Raw genomic sequence first — 23,805 nt, forward strand, 5'->3', positions numbered from 1 at the left:
ACTCATTTATTTCCGTAGTTTTGGATCTAAGGCATCCTGCAATCCGTCACCAACCACATTGAACGCGAACATCGTTAAGGAAATCAAAATTGCCGGGATTAACAGTTGATAGAAATTCCCTACCAGAATGCTTCCCAGTGCATCACTTGTCAATGTTCCCCAGCTTGCCTGAGGTGCCGGAACTCCCAGTCCCAAAAAGCTAAGTGTAGCTTCGGCAAAAATGGCAGTAGGTACAGTCAACGTTAAATTGACAAGGATCGGTCCCATTGTATTTGGAATCATGTGTTTTCTTAAAGTCCAGCTCGTATTGGCTCCAGAGATTGTTGCAGCATGGATATATTCATTCTCTTTCAGTTGTAAAACTTGTCCACGTACCAGTCGCGCCATCGGAATCCACCCCGTAATCGACATTGCAATGATGATCGGCAGAATACCAGGTTTTAATACGACCATCATTAAGATAACCATCAATAGGTATGGAATCGCATAGATCACCTCAGCGAAACGCATCATGATATTATCCGTGCGTCCGCCACGAATGGCAGAAATCCCGCCATAAAGGACACCAATTAAAAAGTCGATCAGCGCTGCCATCAATCCAATGAACAAGGATATCCTTGCACCGTACCAAGCTCGCGTAAATAGATCCCTTCCTGATGAATCCGTTCCAAACCAATGCTCGCTATTTGGGCTAAGATTCTTTTTCTCGAAATCTTGTCCATAATAAGTATATCCGTTAATGTACGGACCAAAAATCGCCATCAAGACCAAGAGGATTATTAGAATAAACCCCGTCATCGCCAGCTTATTTTCTTTAAATCGACGCCAGACGTCAGACCAATATGAAACTGTAGGTCTTGCTATTTTTTCAGCTTCCTTAAAGTTGCCTTCGGCGGGTTGGAACATATCTTCGGTTAAATGCACTTTATCTGCCATTATTTCTTCTCCCCCGTCACTTTAATTCTAGGATCAATCAACGTATAGGCTATATCAACGATGAATATCAATAGAATAAGCACCGCACTATACACAATTGTGGAACCAAGAATCACCGGGTAGTCCCTGTTGGATATTCCCTTTACGAACATATCTCCCATGCCCGGAATACCAAAAATACGCTCAATGATGAAGCTTCCTGTCACGATATTAGCCGTAAGGATGCCCAGAATCGTGATAATCGGCAATAACGCATTCCGAATCGCATGTTTGATTATGACACCGCTCCGTTTCAATCCTTTGGCTTTTGCTGTCAAAATGTAATCCTGCCCCATTACTTCAAGCATGCTTGTCCGCATCAGTCTCGCGATGAAAGCAAGCGGCATCATGGAAAGGGCAATGGATGGTAAAATGGTATGCTGCCATGTCGCCCATGTAGCCACAGGGAATATATTCCATTTAATTGCGAAATAATTGATTAAAATAGTCGCAAGGATAAAGTTAGGAACGGAAATCCCTACGATGGCAATGATCATTGATAAATAGTCGGGCCATTTATTTCTTTTCAGTGATGCCACGACACCCAAAATGAGGCCAAAGAAGATGGCAATCACCAAAGCTTGTGCCCCTAAGTGCAATGACACCGGAAACCCCTTCAAAATGTAATCATTCACGGTAATGGATGAAGATTTCAATGAAGGACCAAAATCAAATTGAACGACTTCCAATAAATAATTCCCATATTGGGTCAACAACGGCTTGTCCAATCCATAGTGGACTTGAAGGTTTTCATAAACAGCAGGAGGCATGGCTCCTTCTTTTGCAAATGGATTTCCCGGAATCGTATGCATTATGATGAACGTTAATGTAATAACAGCCCATAAAGTAATAATCGCCCATTTAAAACGGTTTAATGTATATCTCAACATGGTAATCACCCCAATCATCGATTTTCTAAGAAGTTGAAAACGGAAATGAATGCATGAAATATTCAAATTCGCAATTGAAAAATGGGGTATGACCTTAATCGGACATACCTCCCATTTCACTATTATCCTTCTATTATTTTTTATCCGCGTAAATAAAGTTCGGATAAGCGTTAATTGGAGCAAAAACTCCAGTAACATTCGATTTAACCATATATGGTTTTGTATAGAAGTAAACCGGAAGGATCGGCATTTCGTCAATCATGACTTTCTCTGCTTTATGCAAAGCATCCATGCGTTCTTTTGGATCCATTGTAGATTTTGCTTCTTTTAATAAATTATCATATTCTTTGTTTGACCAACCTGCATCATTATAGGCGCCGTCCGTTTCCCAAAGCATGAATGTCATCGGGTCAACATAGTCACCAACCCATCCTGCACGGGAAATTTCAAAGTCACCAGCTTTTTCACGGTCAAGCTTAACTTGGAATTCTGCATTTTCAAGTGTCACTTCAACACCCAGGTTATCACGCCACATTCCTTGAACCGCTTCAGCAATTTTCTTGTGTGAATCTAAAGTGTTATACAAAATTGAAAACTCAGGTAATTCTTTCATGCCTTCTTCAGCAAGTCCTTCTTTTAACAATTTCTTAGCTTCGGTAACATCTTCCTTAAATAGGTTACCTGTATTTTCCTGGAAATCTCCAGATGCATCAGGAATACCCGGAGGGACTACGCCGAAAGCAGGCTTTTGTCCTCCTTGAGCAACATTTTCGGTGATTTTTTGACGCTCGATAGCCATTGAAAGCGCTTTCCTTACTTTAGCATTATTGAAAGGTTTCACTTCTGTATTAAAGTTGTAATAGTAAACAGCAAGTTCTTTGCCCATTTTGAATTCTTTATCATCAGAATTGACCATTTGACCTTGAATATCCACTGGCAGTGGATATGCGAGGTCCAATTCGCCACTCTGATACATTTGCCATGCGGTATTTTCATCTTCAATTAGAGCAAAGTTAACTGCATCCAATTTGATTTTATCTTTATCGTAGTAATTTTCATTCTTTTCGATTTTCAGGCTTTCTTTATGTTTCCATTCCGTTAATTTGAACGGCCCGTTTGAAACGTGAGTTTTTGCATCCAAAGCCCATTTTGGATTTTCTTCCTGTACCTTTTTATTGATTGGATAGAAAGTATAGAAAGATGTCAAGTCAAGGAAATATGGTGTAGGCTGTTCCAAAGTAACGACTAATGTATGTTCGTCTGTCGCTTTAACCCCTACATCCTCTTCCTTCCCTTTCTTACTGTTGTATGCTTCCCCGCCTTTAAGATAATAAAGTTGGTAAGCATAATCTGCAGCCGTTTCCGGTTTCAAAGCATATTTCCAAGCGTATTCGAAATCATTGGCTGTAAGCGGATCTCCATTTGACCATTTCAAACCATCTTTCAATTTGAATGTCCAAGTTAATCCATCTTCACTGATTTCCCATGATTCTGCAGAACCAGGGACGATTTTGCCTTCCTCTGTTTTCTTTGTCAGCCCCTCGAACGTATGTTCAAGGATCCATGATTCATGAGTACCTTGAGCATTTGCAGGGTGAAGCGAACCAGGTTCACTCGAATTGTTTACGTTTAATACTTTTGATCCGGATGAGTCACCCGAGCCTCCTTCTTTTTCATTCGAAGTTTCCTTCGAACCGCCGTTGCATGCCGCAAGAATAAGCATGATGGCCATAAGAAGAGCAAGCACTGAAAATTTAGACTTTTTCAAAAAATATTCCCCCTCATCTTTAATCTTTCTTAGAATATTCCCATTTAAGAGATTATCCTTCTAACACCTATTAATCTTCCGTATAGTACATATAATGATTGCGAGGAAAAGTAGAAGCATTCATTGCAGAAATTCACCCAAATCAATTAGCGAACCGTTTGCATAAATCTTAATTTCTACCTAAAAATGGCAATTAATGCAGTTTACTAGGTAAAAAATCACCTTTTTTTCACCTCGCCAAAGATACTATACCTCGAATTAAAGATGTTGAATTTTAAGTATATTACGAATAAATCAAAAAATCAATAAACCGGTGAGTACTTTTTCACAATATAGTAATTAATTGCTAATCAATTCGATCTAGATACTAGGTAAATAGAAATGATCACCTAAAAGGACTTCCGACTTCCAGGTGTTTTTACAAACCCCTCTAAATCAGTATTCATATAGGTTCTCTTGTCTATTTATTTCTAAATATTCTAATAATTCATATTAGGTTGATTACTAAGACAACTTTCCTAGCAAACCATCCCCTCTCAAATAAAATATTTTAGCAGGATAATGCATTACTTCGTTAAAATATTTAGTTCTCTTTAATCAATCTCCAAATAATAGGCATTAACTATAGGAGAATAGAAATATTCCCCTATATGTACCCGTCGTTTCAATGAAAAGTGCCCCTTCTTCATTTATGATTAAACAAATATAATGACACGAAAAGTAAACAAATTCCTGCCACCTTTTTCGCATCCAATGGGATGCGTACGCCTCCAAATAAACCGAAATGGTCAATGACTGCCCCAATAATTATCTGGCCTGCTATAACCCCGACCAATGTCGGTGCCACTCCAATCCGAGGCACGACCAATACGATCACAATAACATAAATAGCCCCTAACAGTCCGCCTGTTAATTGCCATTTGGGTACAGACGCGATGGCAGAAATATTTCCATTTCCCACAAACAAAACAATAAATAATAAAGCGAGAGTCCCGATTCCAAACGAAATGAAGGAAGCTTCAATGACCCCCACTTTTTTTCCTAATCCACCATTGATTTGTCCTTGTATGGCAATGGTGATTCCGCCCAGGACCGCAAGCAACGGAAATAATATCTTCACAATGATTTTGCTCCTTTTTATGTCCATCCGGACTGATTAATGAATTCGCATACCATTTTAACATGAAAAATATGTATATTGTCCTTTACTGATATAAAATCATCTGCAAATAAAAAAACTGGCACTTTGGGCCAGCTGCAATCTTCTATACCAAACTAAAATCTATATGATTCCTGAACACTTTGTTGCCTTAACTGGCAATACTCCGTATTCAACAAGGAAAATACCAGGGCATCATGCGACTGATCACGAAGAAATAGATAACTTCTGAGGCTGCCTTCCTCTTTGAATCCAAATTTCTTCAGAAGGTTTCTGGATGCAATATTATCCTTGAAAGTTAAAGCGGCGATTCTATTTAGTCTCAATTCTTCAAAGCAATAGCGCAATACTTCGTTTACAGCTTCAGACGTGAAGTGTTTCCTCCAATATTCAGGATGGATTTCATATCCTATTTCGGCGCGTTTGTTGGCTAGGCTCAATTGATGCAGGCCAACAGTACCGATGAATTTGCCTGAATCCTTTAGAATGACTCCCCACCGCATCCCTCGTTTGTTTATATAAGCACTTTTAAAGGAGTCGATTAAGCGGCGGGCATCTTCTACTAGAGTTAAACTTTCTATCCCATCATATTGGGTCACTTCATCTTTAGAGAGGATTTCAAACAGACTCTCGGCATGATGGTGACCTATTTCGATTAAATGCAGCCTTTCTGTTTCCAATTCCTTAAACCACATCGAAGAATCCCTCCGTATATTCAGCTGTCTACTTAATTCGATTCATGATGAAGAGATACCTGTCTTAATGGACAATACTTTTTGAAAAATGCCTTTCCTTAACGTAATATGCCGAGTCCTCATGTCCTCCCTTTGTAATCAAATCCCTGATGATTTGGGAAAGGATGACACTGTAAACCGTCCCATTCCCGCCATAACCCAATAAGAAGTAGCAATTAGGATGGTCAGGATACATTCCTATTGTCCGTAAACCATCATGGGCTCACCCAAAAAAGCTCCCCAATAATAATCAGTCCAGATCCGATTCTCTAATTCTGGAAACAGATTGACAAGCCGCTTTATTAATTTATCTCTTTTGTTCAAAATCATTGAATCCCTTTTTCCAGATAACCGGTCGATTCATCAAGGCCACCAATGATAATTCGATTGTCAGGAGTTTTTCTTGCATATTAATAAGGCCGTGCCGTTTCTCAAATCATCATATTATCATGCCATTTAGCTTGATCGGCTATTTGATTTGTTGCTATGGCATATGAACTGAGAATCACTGCATTTTATCCTTCACTTCTTCTTGGGCTTCATAACCAATTGCGAAGATGACCGTCTGTGCATGTACCGTGTGACACGTTTCGGTAAATAACTGGGTTTGATTCTCTATCTTTTCATTGATTTTTGTTGTTGCATAGACACGTACGCCTTTCGAAACAGCCTTTTCAATCAATAAAGGTGAATGTTTATAAGGATTGATTTCAGCATCATTATCTCGGAAACGAAAATTTCCGGTTAATCTCTTTTTCAGTATAATATTCAACAGGGAAATTGCGGGTTTTAAGATTCCTATATTCTTCTTTAAGCTTAGAAACGTGCATGGGATTGGATGCATAGTACAAGCTTTTTCTAATTTTAAAATCCGGATTTTCCTTTAAACTTGGAACGACCTCTTTCTCAAGTGTCCGAATGGTGTCCCAGCTTCTTCTCCAAAACTATGAATGAGGGAAGTAAAAGTTTTATCATTTGAAAACTGTAAAAGTCCAGTATACGCAACCGTACTTCCTTCACTTATATCCCGTTTATCGATCAGGACGACATTCAGACCAGTCTCTGCCAAAAAATAGGAAAAGTATGCCCCTGATGAACCGCTCCCTACTATACAAACATCACATGAAAGTTCTTCCTCCAACATGGGATATTTTCTCGCTTCAAATGTATCTTTCCATAACACTTTCCCTGCCTTTAAATCCATACAAGCTCCACTCTTGGGATAATTAATTAGTTTCATCCTTTTTAGTACCATATAACTATATCGTTTTGATGCACTTATTATTTACCTTGACAAACATGGCCTGCAAACGTAAAATGATTCTTTTTTTCCAGAAATCCATCATTCCAATTTATCAAATAGACCTATGATTTGGATTTACCATATAATCTGCCAAGTCATATGTACCCGTATTATGTATATTCTCATACTATCCCTTTTTCCTAGTCCTATAAAGAATGGAATGAGCTAATTTTACACAAAACTATTTTTATAGGATACTATACTTCCAATCCAGATATTCTACTAGGAGGAATTAAAATGAAGAAAATCATCCTTTTATCCGCACTGTCACTATCACTTCTATCTCCAAAAGTCGCTTTGGGAGCCAATACTTACGAGGTGGCAGAAGGAGATACCTTAACGAAAATCGCTTCTGAATATGGTGTCAGCATTGACGAATTACTTAAATCGAACTCTGCTATAAGCGATGCAAATCAAATTCGAATCGGACAAACCATAAATCTTCCCGAATCATCCAATACCACGGTTAATCGCAAAGAAAGTCAATCAGTTGAACAGCAGGTCCTTAGTTTAGTTAATGAAGAACGTGCAAAATCGGGCCTCCCTTCACTTAAAATGGATACAGCCATTTCCAACGTAGCCATTCTAAAATCTGAAGATATGCGTGATAATAATTATTTCAATCATACAAGTCCCAGTTATGGATCGCCTTTCGATATGATGAAATCCTTTGGAATCAGTTACGAGTACGCAGGGGAAAATATCGCAGCAGGTCAACCTAGTGCGGATGCTGTCATGAAATCATGGATGAACAGCCCCGGACATAAGGCGAATATCCTTAACAAAAACTATACGCACATTGGAATCGGGCATGTAACTGGAGGGAAATACGCCCACTATTGGACCCAACAATTCATTGGAAATTAAAAGCTTTAGAGGCGGCAGATTGCCGCCTCTTTTTATTTATTCTTATATTCCAAGTCTCATGATTGCTATTATCAATGATTATATACCTTTCTCACTTTATATCGAAAAGACGTAATTTCAGTTTGATCGCTTCAATAAGAAAACGTTCTTCGTTATTTTTTAGTTGGATGGTACCCAAGGAATACACGTAAAGTAGTTATATCATACTATCTTTCAATTATCTTACTGATAAAAATTAAATTATGTTAAAATAAAATTCTATATATAGGTACAAAGGGGCAATTGTAATGAAAATAGAGGTTGGCTCTGTTATCAACGAATTACGAATAAAACAAAATCTTACAAGAGAAGAACTGGCTAAGGATATATGTGAACCTAATGCCCTGACAGATTATGAAAGAAGCATCACTTCTCCAACCATTGATGAATTGGCACTTTTTGCGGATAAACTTAAAGTTGATCTGCCGTATTTCTTCACTACTAAAAATGAACCGATTTATAATTACATAGAAACGATTAAACTTTTGATTAACAAATACAAACGGACACGTAATTATGAAGCAATTTATGAAATCGTCCAAAAAGAAATGGCAACTGCACCGGAAAAATCGATATCATTTTATCAATTCATAAAATGGCATGAAGGTATCTCTTTTTTTCATTTGTACAATGACAAACAAAAGGCTATAGAATTGTTGAATGAGGTCATGCAGATTACCATGGGTAAACGGGTCATTCTTCATCAACAGGAAATAGAAGTTTTAAATAGTATCGGGATCATCCATTTTAAAACGAAAAATTATGAAGAGGCCATCACCATCTTCAATGAAGCACTGGAATTTATCGAGAATATTCCCCATGTGAATCAGGAAGGTACCATTATCGTGAAGATCATTCATGGATTAGCACAAACATTGACTGAACTCCATTATTATCAGGAATCATTAAATTATACTCTTAAAGGGATCAACATTTGTAATTCGATAGAATCATTATATTTATATGCGGAACTCCATCTTTTAACTGGTAAGAATCTGGTTCAGCTGAAACAACCTGAAGAAGGACTGCACTATATAAAGCAATCCAAAAACATTTTCAGTCTTCAAAAAAACGAAGAATTCGTACAAATTGCCGAACATGAATTGCAAAACATTTTGCACTGCATATGAACATGGATAAAAAAGATAGAGATTGCTTATAATCTCTATCTCAGTAGACAAAAGGAGTTCTATCTAAATTTTTAAACATAGTTGATTGGAGCGGGTGTGCGAGACTCCTGCGGGAATAGCGGTCCAAGGGAGACCCCACAGGCGCAAGTGCCCCCAGGGCGGACCGCCCGCGGAAAGCGAGTGCCTGAAGTGGAAATTAACGTCCAAATTTGTATAAGCAAAAAACAGTAGACAAATTCGATTTTCATCAAGTTTGTCTACTGTCTAAGATAGAGATTGCTTAAAAATCTCTATCTTTTTTTAGTTTCGTTAGTTCACCCTTACCTTCAATATTTCAAATCCTTTAAAACGATCATAATGCTTTCAATAGCCATTCTATGTCAGCTATAATAGAAGAATGTAACCCAACTGGAGGAAAAAAAATTGACTAATAGATTAGGTTTAGTACTGGACGTAGAAACTACTGGTTTACGTCCCTCTTCAGATGAAATTATCGAGCTTGCCCTTATACTCTTTACATACAGCAGTGAAACAGGGGAAATCATTAATCTTATTGATCAAGAATCATTTTTAAGGGAGCCTCTCTCCTATGGAGCAAGAAGGAATTATGATCAAGCATACAGAATTCATGGAATTCCATACAGCTCCGTAGAAGGAAAGAGTTTTCATGATGAAAAAATTAAAACCTTCATTGACCGTACCGATTCGATTTTCGCACATAATGCTTCTTTCGATAGAAGTTTTCTCTACCAAATGTATCCGGAAATCAATGATCAAAAGTGGTACTGTACGATGCGGAATGTACCTTGGAAGCAATATGGATTTGAGAATAGTAAACTCTTAACATTACTGCAGGCACATAATATCACCAATTTTCAAACACACAGGGCCATGGACGATATATCTTACCTAATGGAGCTTATGAGAAAACCAGGTCCTTCTGGCCATCCTTATTTAAAGGATGTCATTGCAAAAAATCCAATGAAGAAATATGCACCTGCATCCCAAAAGACAAGGGTATAAAAGCTGTTTAAATACTTTTACACTCTTGTACAGGTTGCGCCATAGTTTTGTCACTATAATCGTTTTTTGACATCTTTCCCTTTCCTTGTGAACAGGAAGCGCTTGGCACATATAATACTCAGGTTTTTAATAGCGACTCATGACGGGTACCTGTTTCAGTTTGTAGACAATGGGGTTCGGAATTAAAAAATTCAGAACCCCCTTTGAAATATGTTTAGAAAGGATCCTCATCACCTCAGCTTTTAAAATTATATTTTAAAACAATAAAGACTTTAGGCAAAGGGTTCTATCTAAAAGTTAAAACAAAGTTGATTGAAGCAGAGGGTGCGAGACTCCTGCGGGAAAAGCGCCTCTAGGGGAGACCCCGCAGGCGTAAAGGCGCCGCGGGCGGACCGCCCGCGGAAAGCGAGTGCCCGAAGCGGAAATCAACGTCTAAATTGTACATCCATAAAATACTGTAAACAAACTCACTTTCCTCGAATTTGTCTACAGTCTGAAACAGCGACCCAGATGGGTCGCTGTTTTTTTGATCATTGTTTTTGATCATTGTACAGTTGCTTCTTCCTGATTTTCATTCAATGTGCCGTTCATTTTCTTATACCGATAAATAAAGTAAAGAAGTGATAAGATTAATGCTGTAACGAGGAATATCGCCAATATGGCAAGATTATGCCACATGAAGCTATAATCTCCTGTTGAGATGACAGCACGAAAAGCATTAATGGAATAAGTCATCGGCAGGAACGGTGTGAATCCTTGCAAGAAACCAGGTACTAATTCATTGGGGAATGTTCCGCCACTGCTGGTCAGTTGGAGAATCAAAATCAATAATGCTATGAACCGGCCTGGATTGTCAAAGGCTGAACCCAGGAACTGAATGATTGCCATGAATGTGCAGCTAGCAAGAATGCTTACTGCAAAAAACAGCGGCAGGCTCGTAACATTGATTCCAAGGCCCAAAATTAAAATCGAGTCCACCAATATGGCTTGACAGATTCCGATGAGTGCCATGACGCTGTATTTACTAATAAACCAGCTAAATCCACTCGCAGGTTTAACAGCAGGATCTCTTAACGGGAAAATGATCGTCAGAACGATAGCCCCGATAAATAAACTTAATGAAATTAAATACGGTGCAAAACTAGTGCCATAGTTCGGTACATTATTAATTGGTAATTTATCTACTTTAACTGGGCTTGCAAACATGTCATAAACTTCTTCATTGGATTTGATCTTGCCTGCTTCATTTGCCCCGTCATTCAATTCGTCATGTAATTCTGCAGAACCATCTGAAAGTTTGGCGATTCCATCTTGTAACTTAATGGCTCCATTCGCCAGTTCTCCCATACCGCTAGTTAGGCTGTTTGAACCCTCCTTCAATCTATCCGTTCCTGTAACGAGACCTTTGGAACCTTCTGAAAGCTGTGAGGTTCCACTTGATAATTGCTTGGAGCCATCTTCAAGCTGATCAAGCCCGCTTACCAAGTTATTGCTGCCTTCCGTTAATTGTCCAAGTCCACTCTGTGCTGAATCTATACTTTCGCCAAATGTTGTCAAACCAGACACCAATTGACCTTGGCCATTTTTCAGTTCATTCGCCCCATTGGCGAGTTTATCCTGAGCTTGCTTCAATTGCGTGAAACCGCCGCTTAACGCACTAGTGCCTTCACTTAACTGATTGGCTCCATCACTAAGGCTATTTGAGCCTTTAGCCATTTCGGTTGCACTGGCCGATAGTTTTCCCACTCCTTCAGATACTCCTTTACTACCTTCACTGATGCGTGTTAGAGAAGAAATCACTCCCTCCAAACGCGCTTTCTCTGCAGGATCATCCGTAGCTTCAGATTGTTGTTCCAATCCGGAAATAACCTCATCCAAACCTGCCGAAACTTCAGATGCCCCCGCTTTTGCTTCGTTCGATGCTGCACTCCATTCAGACAATGAACCTGAAAGCTGGGCGGCACCAGCCGCTACACCATTTGCCCCCTCAGTCAAAGCGGGCAGCTTTTCATCCATTTGATTGAAGCCCTCTAATGACTGCTGCAATCCAGAGGCCAATTCACCAGTTCCCGCTTCAGATTTCTTTGCCCCTTGCAAAAGCTCGGATTGACCATCTTTCATTTGCCCAACACCAGAGCTAAACTGTTGTAACCCTTGATTAAGTTCCTTTGATCCTGCAGCTGCCGAACCGACCCCATTCGAAAAGGTCAATGATTTTTCAGCTAATTTTTCCAGGTTTTCATGGATTTCGACAGAACCTGAATGAAGGGAGTCAATTCCTTCATCCACTTTTTTGGAACCTTCTTTAGCTGAGATAATCCCTTCACCAAGTTCACTGGAGCCGTTTTTCACTGTATCTGTTCCGTCTTTAAATTCTCCAGCTCCATCACTGGCACTTTTGAGTCCGTCAGCCACTTCGTTCAAATTATCGAACATTGACTCCGCATAGGTTTTCGTTACCGCCGACGAAACCTCCCCTTTGATTCTCTCCGAAGCTGCATCACCTATTTTAGTGGATATATAATTGAACCCTTCATTGGACGTATAAATTAAATCAAGTTTTTTCGGATTGTCCTCCTGCAAGGTCGTTGCATTCTTCGAAAAGTTTTTCGGAATTTCTATTTTCATGTAATAATCTTGATTTTCCAGGCCTTCATTGGCTTCTTTTTGACTGACGAAATGCCAATCGAAATCCTTCTTTTCCTTTAACTCCTTGACTAAATCTTTTCCTATTGTAAGTTCCGTTTCATTGAATTCCGCACCCTCATCCAAATTGACAATGGCTACAGGCAATTGATCCACCTTACCATATGGATCCCAAAATGCCCAAAGGAATGTGCCGCTATATAACAAAGGAATCAGTATGATCCCTAATATGGAAATGAGTATCATAGGATGTTTTATTATGGCTAAAAATTCACCCTTTAAAGATTTTAACACGCCTACCAAGCCCTCCTATACGACGAATATGCCGTTTATTTAATCTATCTCGGTGAAAACGGATGAAAGAATACAAAATTAAGTCATATGCTTCTGCAATGTAAATTTAAAATTCTTCATCTTCACCTAAATATATATTACTTTTTAAACAATTAATAATATATGACTAGATTGTTCATTTGGTCATTATCACGAAAATAATATAACATTTATCCATCTTTTTATCAATATTTTTTCACAGCGATACATCCTATATATATACTGCTGCTTTTATCTTTAAATCCATTTAGATTGCCTTTTAAGCTGAAAATACTTTATTATGAATTAGCCCTGATATTACATGGAAAAAAAGGGTACCCATAATGGATACCCTTTTTATTAGCTATATTAGCATAATTAAATAAAGCGCTTTCATATCATTTCGATATAATTCCTTTTAATTTTTCCGCCTGCCCGGTCAATTTATTCAAGGACTCCTGATACTCTTTTTCTAATTGTTTTATGATGCCTGCAGCGGTATCTATTTTTTTAATCGCCCCCACACCATGACCCGCTGACCAAATATCACGCCACGCTTTAGATTCAGACGATTTGGACATGCTGTCAAAATCGACTTTTTCTTTTTTGGATAATTTTTCTGGGTCCAATCCTTCCTTCCTTATGCTCGGTTTAAGCAAATTACAATTAACGCCTGAAAATGCATCAGTCAAGATGATGTCATCATGGTCAGAATCGACAAGCATTTCACGATATTCATCATTTGCCCTGCTCTCTTTCGCCACGATAAAACGTGTACCCATATATGCAAGATCCGCTCCTGCCGCCTGAGCTGCCAAAATACTGTGACCAGTACTGATCGATCCGGCGAGCAAAATAATTCCGTCCCAGAATGTCCTAACGCTGTCCACGAAAGCAAAGCTATTTATGTCACCAGCATGACCGCCTGCTCCCGCAGCAACCAAGATCAATCCGTCCACACCTGACTCCGCAGCTTTCTTTGCAAAATCCACAGAGCTGACATCCGAAAAGACCAACCCGCCATAGGTATGTACGACATCCACCACATGTTTTGGTGAACCTAATGATGTAATGACGATGGGAGGCTGATGCTTTTTGACCAATTCCAACTCTTCTTCAAGCCGACTATATGTACGGTGAACAACCATATTCATTGCCCATGGGGCTATCTTTGAGCCTGGTTCTTTATCCTTTGCTGCAAACAATGTATCGTTTATGTCACCCATCCATTGATCCAGTACCTCTATCGGCCGCGCATTCGGTGCTGGAAAAGAGCCGATCACCCCATTCAAACAGCATTCTTTCACTAACTCAGGACCGGATATTAAAAACATAGGTGCTGAGATAACTGGTAAAGTTAATTGATTCCACCACTGTTCAGGCAAACTACTTGTCATCCTTATACCTCCCATTATTAATATATTACCAAAATATAACACTACAAGATTATCATACTTCTAAAAGACACAATTTTCAAGAAATTAATTCAGCAGCTAAAATTTACTTGTCATGCAGCGCCATTTAAATAAAAAAACTGTATATGGAATACGTTCCATATACAGTTTCGATTCAATTTGAAAGCACCCATTTCCGAATGGCCTTAGCTACACCATCTTCTTCGTTTGTCGCTGTAATCCAATCTGCTTTTTCTTTCACAATTTCTTGGGCATTTCCCATTGCCACGCCCACTTTTGCTTCAGAAATCATCGCAAGGTCATTAAGGCTGTCACCCACTGCCATTACATTTTCCATGGTAATGTCGAGCAATGAACATACGAGCTTTATCGCTTTCGCTTTATTGACGCCCATGGCATTCACTTCAATATTCGTTGGACTTGAATTGCTTATTTCAAAGGTTCCTTTTGATACCAGTTCATCCATGATGATTTGGCGGATGCTTTCATCATTTGTATCAAAACCGAATTTAAGCCATTGCGAATCATGGATTTTTTCAGGCATTTCAGCTCTGTAAATATTATCGCAGCTAATGGCCCAAAAATGTGTACCATGTTTTTGGCTTAATTCCCACATCCATTGTATGGATTCACTATCGACGATATTCCTTTCCACCAGTTTTCCTTGGTTATCGTAAATTTCGCTTCCGTTTACTGTAATGAGGTATGATTGGAGTTCCATTGACTTTGCAAAATCACTGCACGTCGCATAGGATCTTCCTGTGCTCAATACCACAAAAACCCCTTGATTTTCGGCTTCTTTTATCGCTCTCCGATTTTCTTCAGATATCTCTCCAGCCTTATTGAGAAGCGTGCCATCCATATCAAGTGCAACTAGCTTAATATTTTGTTTCTCCATTCTTATTCACCCTTCCATAATCCTTCTTTATGTAACTAAGTCCATGATAGCTTATAATGCATACCCAAGGAAAGTACGTGATGAATTGAACAGGCATTATCATTAGTGTCATGATTTATAATCACACAATTATCCTAATCATGACACTTTGTATTCTGCCAATATTTCTACTCGCTGTCTTTTTTCATTTCATTCAATTCTTTTTTTATCTGACCTTCCCATTTTGGGATACCATCATTTTCATCAAATTCTATAATGACATCCGTTACCCCTCTTTCCTTTAATATCTGATTAAACAGCCGATCTTTAATGTCGTCCGCCTGTGCGATTGAAATATGGGGATCCAGTTCAACTTCAAGTTCAACATGAAAGTCTTCCCCTTCTTTTATTACGGCCAGTTTCTGTATATCCCTTACGTCTGCATCATCCATGACCATCGTTCCAATTTTTTGCCGCATTTCAATATCGGCTTCCCCAAGAGCACCTGCAGCATTGTCAAGAAAAACCCTTCCAACCACATAGAACATACCAAGACCGATCATGACGGAAGCAACTCCTTCCGCCTGGATAAAAGGCGTGAAGTTTGCTAATAAAATGGCAATTATCGCAAGTACGCCGCCACCGGTCGCAACCATATCTTCCATAAATACTAATTTCGTCGCTGGTTTTGCCCTTTTTAAACCAGAAAAGCTCTTGAATATGACGGCTGCCCCTTTAGCTTCGATGCCAGTCTCATGGACCACTTCTTTCATCGCTTTAAATAATACATATGATTCCAACACAACCGCTAACGAAAGGACGGACAAGTTAATAAGGATACCAGTTGATTCTGCAGGGTGCAAAATGTGATGGAACCCTTCTTTAATCGTTTCATAAGACATGATCCCGACAACCAATACTGCCCCTAGTAATACAAGGTTAACCAAACGTCCAAAACCATCAGGGAATCGATCAGTTGGTGACTTTTTACTTAGTGCGGAACCAATGAAGACGAAAAACTGATTCGCAGCATCGCCCAAAGTATGTAAAGTTTCTGCGAACATCGCGACATTTCCTGTCATGAAATAGGCAATCCCCTTTAGCACTGCGATGATACTATTCACACAGGCAGCAATGAACGCCGATTTATTACCTTGTTTCAATAATCGAAATAATTCTTTCATATAAAAATCCCCCCTCATCTTTTTTATAAAAGCATGATCATAATGTATTATCCCCAACACGGGAAAATATGAAACCACAAACCCAAAACCAATACGATTGGAGAAAGGTTATAAGTTGTATCTCCCACAAACGAATATATTCCAGTGGTGGACGCATCTATTCTAATAAGTTCATGTAATCATTCATTTCTTTAGATGCCTGAATACGGCAATAAAAAAAGGAGTAAGCGGCGGCTTACTCCAAATCATCCAATAACTTCGTGTGTTCATCCTTCTTTTTTCACTAACTTGGATGGATTATTTACTTTATAGCGTATTTCTTTATTGTATTTTTTGTCGACCACTTTTCCATCAAATTCGATTGCGTCTCCTTCTTCGAGCTCAGCTTTTTTTAATGTCTTGCTATATCCACACCAAGCATCGCCGATAGTCAATTCAGGCTCCGTTGTCACTTTGACATTCTCCAAGAGTATGACTTCATCTTCTTCACCAGTGAAATGGTTCATTTTTTCCGCGAACTCCTTGACGGTCGCGGTGAAATGCACTTTTTCCCCAGGCAAGTCCAGCTTAGGTTTTGCTGTTTTTTTAGTTTTGGTTTTTGCCTTTTTTGGTTCTTCACTTGGCTGATCGGCGTTTTCCGTAATTGGTGCTTCATCCACCTGCTCAGTTTCACTTGAAACTGCAGCTGTTTCGGAAACCGGGCCACTCAACAGTTCTTTTCCGAAACTGGAGCTTTGCATTTCCTTTAAATAGGAAGGGTTAATGCAGCTAAGCTTACCATTTTCAAATTGAACGACTACAGTGTCAAGTCCGTTGCCATATTGTTCATAACCTGCCAATTTGACTTTTGCTTGAAAACTTCCGCTTTTATATAATAGTTCTCTTTTAACCGAACGGGCAGTGAATAATTTCCATTCCAATCCTTTAGCGATATAGTCCGTATCATCTAAAAAAGGGATATACTCTCCTTTTGGTGTAATATAATGAATCAAACCTTCAGCTGGAGTTTCAGCCACAGTCACCACTCCTAATCTTTTCTATAGATTATATTCTAGCAAAGGATTTCAAAGTTGCAAATGAATGAATATCATAATTGATCAGAGGGGGTGGCAGTCATGGTTACGATCATACATAAACGCCCTCATGAAATGAATGCAATCATTTTTGGAACCAGAAAAAAAACTGCCCACTAAGGGCAGCCCAGGCTGTAGACAAATTCAAAAGAGCCTTTGCCTGCAATTTTATATTTAAATAAAGTTCCAGTTGATTTCAGAAATCCGCTCCCTTTCCACCAAGCCTCATCAAAGCAGGCGCCTGTAGGATTTCGGCAAGCCAGTTATTCGGCAGGATTGTTGCAAATTCCTTCTATCAAGTGAGGATGGTTTCATAAAACAGTAAAAACCATGAAGTAAAAATAGTCTTTAACATGGTTCAGGATGAGACCAACCTACAGTTTTTTCTTAATAAACAATCCAGTTGATTGGAGCGGGTGTTCGAGACTCCTGCGGGAAAAGCGCGTCCAAGGGAGACCACACAGGCGCAAAGAGCGCCGCTGAGGCTCCCGGGACCGCCCGAGGAAAGCGAGTGCCTTGAGTGGAAATCAACGTCCAAAGTGTACAAACCCCGAAAAAAAGTAAAAAACATGAAGGATAACTTAGTCTTCTTTTAAAATCATGGTTTGTTGGGAAGAGACTATTTCGAAACCCCTATAGTCGACAAACGGAGCTGCCCACTAAAGGGAGTCTTTTATTAGAATAGTCAATCTTTTTTCTCTATAATCGGACAAAACGACTACATTCCTCACCCTTCCTTAACGTGGATATTTTTTAGTTTTTCTTCTTGTTCAGCAGCAATTACGTTTTTCTTATGATAAAACAGAAAGTATGACCCAATAACTAGAATCGTGAGAAGGGTTGTAAGAAAGAATTGCAATCTCATGGAATCAATAAACGCCTGAGCAACGAATATAATAAATAAGACGGCAATGGTCGCATAGGTTAAATAAGGGAATAGCCACATTTTCACTTTAAGTGTCCCGGGATTTTCTTTTTCCGTCTTTTTCCGTAAATATAGATGAGAAAAGGCGATAAAGATATACATGATCATCGTGACTCCTCCCGAGCTGTTTGCGAGAAAAGCAAACAATTTATCAGGGGAAACAAATTTAAATGTCGTGAACACATAAGCAAAGAAAACACTTGCCATTAACGCCCAAATCGGGATTCCCCGCTTATTCACTCGGGAAAGGATTTTCGGTGCATCACCTTTTTTTGATAAAGAATATAACATACGAGAGCTTGTATATAGGCCAGAATTCAAAACAGAAAGCAATGAAGTGAAGATAACGATATTCATGATTTGACCCGCTGCCGGCAGGCCTGCCATGTCAAATACGCTGGCATAGGGGGTTTTCAGTAAATCTTCAGCACCTTGGGGGATTACGAGAACCAACACAGTAACTGAACCAACAAAGAAAAGAAGAAGACGCCATACGACACTGTTTATGGCTCTAATAATGTTCTTTTCAGGGTTTTCAGACTCTCCTGCAGCAATGGCAGCTACCTCACTTCCCGATAAAGAGAAAGTGATGAATATCACACTAAGAAGGACAGGCAGAAAACCTTTTGGTAAAAATCCTCCCTCTCCAGTAATGTTTGAAAGGCCTGGTGAATCAAATCCGGAACCAATCCAAAAATCATGGCGGCACCAAGGAAGAGGAATATTACAATGGCAGCCACTTTCATGAAAGCTAACCAGTATTCAAATTCCCCATAAGCTTTGACTGAATAGATATTCGTAATCGTCATTAATATAGGGAATGATAGACTGGCAGCCCACATAGGTATACCAGGAAACCAATCATGAATCATAGTTCCCAATAACGTAGTTTCAATAGCAATGATGATAACCCAGTTGAACCAGTATAGCCAGCCGATCGTGTACCCGGCCCAAGGACCGAATGCTTGATGTGCATATGTTGAGAAGGATCCGCTATCAGGATTTACAACAGCCATTTCACCCAGCATACGCATTATAAGCACGATCATCAATCCTGCGATTATATACGATAAAATCGCACCAGGTCCTGCTGAATCAATTATGGTTCCGCTTCCGATAAATAGTCCTGCCCCAATTACCCCGCCAATAGAAATCATTGTGACATGCCTGGTCTTGAGACCATGTTTCAATTCATTTGTTTGAAGTGCCACTATTGTCACCATCCTTTAAAACTGTCAATTTACCGTTTTGTAAGCAGTAAACCACTGCTCATGGGTACCCTAGTAGAAATCTTTCATTCAAAAAAACAATGTTTACAGTGCTATCCTCGTTTCATCATTAGTTTTAATGAGGCCAAATTCACAATCGTTATATGTATATTGCGCGTCGTATATTCTATTGACCAGTAATGCATTTCTATTTATACTCTCTCTTTACTACCATCAACCCCTCAATGAATTACACGGAAAGTACAATGGTTGTTGATTTTTCACTTTCGCTTTTTGTTGAGTGAAGTCCTTTTATGTAAAAAAACCAGCTCTTATTCTTTCTTTCCTCACTCTTCTTTGTTATAAGCACCCTCCCTCACTAAAATTTCTTACCTATATAAAAATAAAAGCAATATCCATGCCAAAAAAAGGATAGTTATTTAATTAGGGTTTAACGCTTTTATAAATCCAAAACGATTCATTGTTGCATCATAAATGCATTTTTTGATTCATATATTAATTATTGACCCTTTTTGATTCACAATTGAATTAAAAAATGACAATTTAACTGATTTTTTTTAGATTTCGACACCGTTATATACCGAAAAATAACAGAGATAAAAAGAAGATGCCAAAAACCAAATTATGATTTTGCATCTTCCAAAAATATTTATTTTCATTGAATGGTTTTATGTAAAATACCGGCAGATCCGAAACGGCCTTTCCTATTAATCAAAAATCTGTACATGCTTCGAAAAATAACGATATGTATACTATATTGTTATATGAAAAGTCACTATATGATATGTATTAAACCCTTATAAGCTCATTCTGGACTTTAGGGAAATGGATGCTGAATGTGGTTAAATTTTCATTGGAGACACAATTCATATATCCATCATTACTTTCAATGATCTTTTTACATACGTATAACCCAATTCCCGTTCCTAACTCTTTCGTCGTGACAAAGGGTTCAAAAATAGATTCAATCAATTCACTGGCAATGGCCGGTCCATTATTTGAAATTCTAATTATTCTCTCATTCGCCTCGATTAAAGAGTTTATCCTCAAAATTCTTGGATGTTCCTTATCTTTTAAGGCATCAATCGAATTTATAAAAAGATTCAAGAACACTTGTTTTAACCCATCCTTGCTCGCTGTCATGACGAAGTTTGGATAAATATCTATTTCCACATTAACACTGGCATCCACAATATTTGCATAAGTCAGTTCTTGTATTTCTTCAATTAGCTTTAACACTGAAATTTCCTCTCTTTGTTCCTCATTAAAATCTGATTTAGAGGTATGGAGGAATTGGGTTATCCTGAAATTCAACTGATTTAACTCATAATCAATGATATCCAAATATTTCAAATCCGGGTTCTCCCTCTTCAGTAATTTATTGAACCCCATGATAGCTGTAAGAGGATTTCGGAATTCATGTACAAAGCTTGATGATATCTGGCCCAATACCGCTAATTTATCTTTGTGGTTTTCACTTATATAAGACTTTTTTTCCTCAATCACTTCATTTGTAAGATTCGTATATCTCGTTACTGCATGGTAGCTGAACGTATCAAAGTGCAAGTTGATGTCATTAATGAATTTCTGCATATAATTAATCGGGATATTTGCCCCAAAAAGATTTCTGATTATGATATTTCTCCCCAAATTGATATTATATAGAAAATCCCCAATGTTGATATTCGCTTCAAGACGTTCTTTTGCAACCTGGTAAGCCAATTTAATCAGCACATCTTCAGACAGTACTTCCTTGAACGTTTGGATCACCAGTGAGTACATTCCATAACCATTTTCTTTAATCTTTTCTTTGTAGGGATCTATTTCATTGATCTTAATAGTCTCGTTCCATTCATTTAAAAACTCAGATTCTTTTTCTTCCAAATATTGAATCAATACAAATTTATACTTCTTATGTTCAGATGACAACTTCATACTATTGACCACACATCCCCTTACGGAAATTTAGATACTATATCAATAACATCATTCTATATGAGATTTTGATTTCCTGCACTTCATTATTTATAGTAGTGAAATGTAGCTTATAAGGAGACAAGGTATGCATGTTCGCATATAGTTACTTGCAATAACAAGAACCGACCAAATCAGGTCGGGAATCTGAGAGATTTTAAAAGAAAAATTATCATACATGTTTTTTTATATACTAAGGAACTCTTACTTTTGAAAGTTGATTCCATATTTTTTCATTTTTCTATAAAGCGTATTTCGGCCGATGTCGAGTTGTTTCGCGGCGTTACTGATATTTCCACCTGTTCGTTCCAATGCATTTCTGATAAGCTGGGTTTCTTGTTCTTGAAAGTTTCTTGGTTCTCGATCGGCAATTGCCCCTTCCTCATTTGTAATGGAAGAAACAGGACAAAGTGCCACAAGCATGTCCCTTGTAATCGGGCCCTTATCAGCTAGGAATGCAGCCTGTCCGAGAACGTTTTGCAATTCACGGAAATTTCCTGGCCACGAATATTCCAAAATGAATGTTTTAGCTTCGACTGTTAGTTCGGTATATTCGCTCTTATAAGGTAAATCCGCTAAAATGTATTCTGCTAAGAGCAATAAATCTTTACGACTCCTCAGATTTGGAAGTTTTAAAGATAATCCACAAAGGCGGAAAAATAAATCTGCACGGAATTCTCCAGCTTCCATTTCTTTTTGTAAGTCTTTATTGGTGGCAGCAATGACCCTGACATCGATTGGAATGGAAGCATGTCCGCCGACACGCGTCACACTTCGTTCCTGAAGCACACGGAGCAGAGACGCTTGAGCTTGAAGCGGCATGTCCCCGATTTCATCCAAAAACAGGGTTCCTCCATCTGCAGCTTCGAACTTCCCCTTATGCCCGCCGCTTTTTGCTCCAGTAAAGGCACCCTTTTCATACCCAAATAACTCACTTTCCAATAAGTTTTCAGGAATTGCGCTGCAATTGACGGCGATGAAAGGCTTATCACTTCTTAAGCTATACCCATGAATGGATTGGGCGAACAGTTCTTTTCCCGTTCCGCTTTCTCCAGTGATTAGCAGGCTGATATCAAGCGCTGAAGCTCTTTTAGCAATGGATATGGTTTGATTCATTTGCGGATCATTACTTATTATATCGGTAAATTGATAACGATTGGTTGTTAATCCATCAATCAATTTCTGTTTTTTTAACCGTACGGTCACGGATGATTGATGTTCCATATTTTTGCCAAGGGTTTGAACCAAGAATTCCTGGTCTTTAATCGAAACCCTCCGCTCTAGAACAAGTGGGTCTGTTCCTGATACAATATTCGATACCTGTTTTTCCAATGTGCCGATAACATGTGACGCCGCTGAATTGAGATCTGTAACTTTCCCCTCTTTATCAAGGGTAATTAACGGATCAGGGTATGAGTCATATATAAAATAAAGGTTTTTCTCCCTTTTTTGTGTATGGGACAACAAGAGTGCTTGTTTGATGCTATCAGCCACCCTCTGAACTAAGCTAATGGAAAAAGGATGATAATTCTGTTGATGACTGCTTAAGTTCAAAACTCCAAGCAGGTGCCCATCAGGGTGATAAATGGGCGATGCGGCACAAGTAAGGAAATGGTTATCCTGATGAAAGTGTTGACTGCCATGAATCAATACAGGGTTCTTCTCCACTATGGCTGTTCCTATTGCATTTGTTCCTTTTGATTCTTCTAGCCAATTGGCCCCTTTTCTTAAGGAAACATTATCTGCATGGCGGATGAAAGCTGGATCCCCAACTGTTTCGATGATATATCCTTCAGGAGCAGCAAGTAATAAAATGGACTCCAAACCATTAATCGAATGATAAACTTCTTCTAAAATGGGAGAAGAATGGTACAGGAGTTCTGCATATCGATCGTGGTATTCGGCCAGCTCAAAAGCACCAAGCATATCTTCCTTATCCATCATGCTTGGCTGAAGTCCCTTCGAAATGCACCGCTGCCATGATTCTTGAATAAATGCCGGTATGGTTCCTTTATCCGCGCTTATATTAACAGACATTGAATAATCCTCCCGTATGTATAATCAAGTAAATCGGCTTCTTTTTTTAGGGTTCGTTCCTTCAATTTAATTATAACAGAAAATTCAGATATCCACCAAAATGAAAACAAGCATATGTGAACTACTAAACTTTTTTGTTCCATATTGGAACACCTGCCTGTTCCAATATGGAACAGTAAGGCACCTTCCCTTTTCCCTCCACCACCTTATTAACTGATTTCATCGGTTTTTTGTTATGGCATCAG

Annotated in this window: 17 protein-coding genes and 1 pseudogene; 3 read left to right on the plus strand and 15 right to left on the minus strand. The window is 38.8% G+C overall.

Annotated elements, in window-relative coordinates; translation table 11 throughout:
• Positions 1 to 6: 6 nt before the first annotated feature.
• From MHB45_RS11050 to MHB45_RS11080, 7 genes are all read right to left on the minus strand, one after another.
• Entirely contained in the window at positions 7 to 936 is a 930-nt protein-coding gene (locus MHB45_RS11050) for an ABC transporter permease (RefSeq protein ID WP_048679430.1), read from the minus strand.
• Complete coding sequence (locus MHB45_RS11055; protein ID WP_048679446.1) at positions 936 to 1,865, minus strand: ABC transporter permease; 930 nt, start codon at positions 1,863 to 1,865, stop codon at positions 936 to 938. Before MHB45_RS11055 ends, MHB45_RS11050 begins: the two co-directional genes overlap by 1 nt.
• Before the next feature lie 133 nt (positions 1,866 to 1,998).
• The gene (locus MHB45_RS11060; RefSeq protein ID WP_226990405.1) at positions 1,999 to 3,633 is read right to left on the minus strand and encodes a peptide ABC transporter substrate-binding protein; all 1,635 of its coding nucleotides are present in this window, start codon (positions 3,631 to 3,633) and stop codon (positions 1,999 to 2,001) included.
• A 685-nt stretch (positions 3,634 to 4,318) separates the two neighbouring features.
• Positions 4,319 to 4,753: a DMT family transporter gene (locus tag MHB45_RS11065; protein WP_048679427.1), complete on the minus strand. Its 435-nt coding sequence runs from the start codon at positions 4,751 to 4,753 to the stop codon at positions 4,319 to 4,321.
• Between the two features lie 155 nt (positions 4,754 to 4,908).
• On the minus strand, positions 4,909 to 5,487 hold the full coding sequence (locus MHB45_RS11070; RefSeq protein ID WP_048679424.1) for a GNAT family N-acetyltransferase: 579 nt from the start codon (positions 5,485 to 5,487) through the stop codon (positions 4,909 to 4,911).
• Between the two features lie 544 nt (positions 5,488 to 6,031).
• Complete coding sequence (locus MHB45_RS11075; RefSeq protein WP_142953087.1) at positions 6,032 to 6,298, minus strand: hypothetical protein; 267 nt, start codon at positions 6,296 to 6,298, stop codon at positions 6,032 to 6,034.
• A 111-nt stretch (positions 6,299 to 6,409) separates the two neighbouring features.
• Complete coding sequence (locus tag MHB45_RS11080) at positions 6,410 to 6,730, minus strand: FAD-dependent oxidoreductase (protein ID WP_161922496.1); 321 nt, start codon at positions 6,728 to 6,730, stop codon at positions 6,410 to 6,412.
• A 336-nt stretch (positions 6,731 to 7,066) separates the two neighbouring features.
• Here MHB45_RS11080 and MHB45_RS11085 point away from each other — a divergent pair, with 336 nt between their 5' ends.
• The 3 genes from MHB45_RS11085 (at position 7,067) to MHB45_RS11095 (ending at position 9,888) form a co-directional block, all read left to right on the plus strand.
• Positions 7,067 to 7,696 carry a CAP domain-containing protein gene (locus MHB45_RS11085; RefSeq protein WP_048679419.1) on the plus strand — a complete coding sequence of 210 codons (630 nt, stop codon included), beginning with the start codon at positions 7,067 to 7,069 and terminating at the stop codon, positions 7,694 to 7,696.
• Positions 7,697 to 7,983: 287 nt separating this feature from the next.
• Positions 7,984 to 8,865 carry a helix-turn-helix domain-containing protein gene (locus MHB45_RS11090; protein WP_048679416.1) on the plus strand — a complete coding sequence of 294 codons (882 nt, stop codon included), beginning with the start codon at positions 7,984 to 7,986 and terminating at the stop codon, positions 8,863 to 8,865.
• Between the two features lie 423 nt (positions 8,866 to 9,288).
• Positions 9,289 to 9,888: an exonuclease domain-containing protein gene (locus MHB45_RS11095; protein WP_048679624.1), complete on the plus strand. Its 600-nt coding sequence runs from the start codon at positions 9,289 to 9,291 to the stop codon at positions 9,886 to 9,888.
• A 543-nt stretch (positions 9,889 to 10,431) separates the two neighbouring features.
• On the opposite strand, the gene MHB45_RS11100 is transcribed toward MHB45_RS11095, so the two are convergent.
• From MHB45_RS11100 to MHB45_RS11135, 8 genes and pseudogenes are all read right to left on the minus strand, one after another.
• Entirely contained in the window at positions 10,432 to 12,828 is a 2,397-nt protein-coding gene (locus tag MHB45_RS11100) for a YhgE/Pip domain-containing protein (protein ID WP_072273046.1), read from the minus strand.
• Positions 12,829 to 13,244: 416 nt separating this feature from the next.
• Positions 13,245 to 14,243: an NAD(P)H-dependent flavin oxidoreductase gene (locus tag MHB45_RS11105; protein ID WP_072273047.1), complete on the minus strand. Its 999-nt coding sequence runs from the start codon at positions 14,241 to 14,243 to the stop codon at positions 13,245 to 13,247.
• A gap of 172 nt (positions 14,244 to 14,415) precedes the next feature.
• On the minus strand, positions 14,416 to 15,159 hold the full coding sequence (locus tag MHB45_RS11110) for a Cof-type HAD-IIB family hydrolase (RefSeq protein WP_176474892.1): 744 nt from the start codon (positions 15,157 to 15,159) through the stop codon (positions 14,416 to 14,418).
• Between the two features lie 167 nt (positions 15,160 to 15,326).
• Positions 15,327 to 16,322, minus strand: coding sequence for a cation diffusion facilitator family transporter (locus MHB45_RS11115; RefSeq protein WP_048679638.1), 996 nt, complete (start codon positions 16,320 to 16,322; stop codon positions 15,327 to 15,329).
• A gap of 266 nt (positions 16,323 to 16,588) precedes the next feature.
• Positions 16,589 to 17,338, minus strand: a complete 750-nt coding sequence (locus MHB45_RS11120) for a hypothetical protein (RefSeq protein ID WP_081088612.1) — start codon at positions 17,336 to 17,338, stop codon at positions 16,589 to 16,591.
• A 784-nt stretch (positions 17,339 to 18,122) separates the two neighbouring features.
• Positions 18,123 to 19,540: pseudogene (locus MHB45_RS11125) on the minus strand (amino acid permease).
• A 798-nt stretch (positions 19,541 to 20,338) separates the two neighbouring features.
• Positions 20,339 to 21,484 carry a histidine kinase N-terminal domain-containing protein gene (locus MHB45_RS11130; protein WP_048679646.1) on the minus strand — a complete coding sequence of 382 codons (1,146 nt, stop codon included), beginning with the start codon at positions 21,482 to 21,484 and terminating at the stop codon, positions 20,339 to 20,341.
• A 243-nt stretch (positions 21,485 to 21,727) separates the two neighbouring features.
• Complete coding sequence (locus tag MHB45_RS11135) at positions 21,728 to 23,560, minus strand: sigma-54-dependent Fis family transcriptional regulator (RefSeq protein ID WP_048679648.1); 1,833 nt, start codon at positions 23,558 to 23,560, stop codon at positions 21,728 to 21,730.
• Positions 23,561 to 23,805: the final 245 nt, after the last annotated feature.

The sequence above is a fragment of the Peribacillus sp. FSL K6-5616 genome, from assembly GCF_038008245.1.
Lineage (GTDB): Bacteria > Bacillota > Bacilli > Bacillales > DSM-1321 > Peribacillus > Peribacillus frigoritolerans.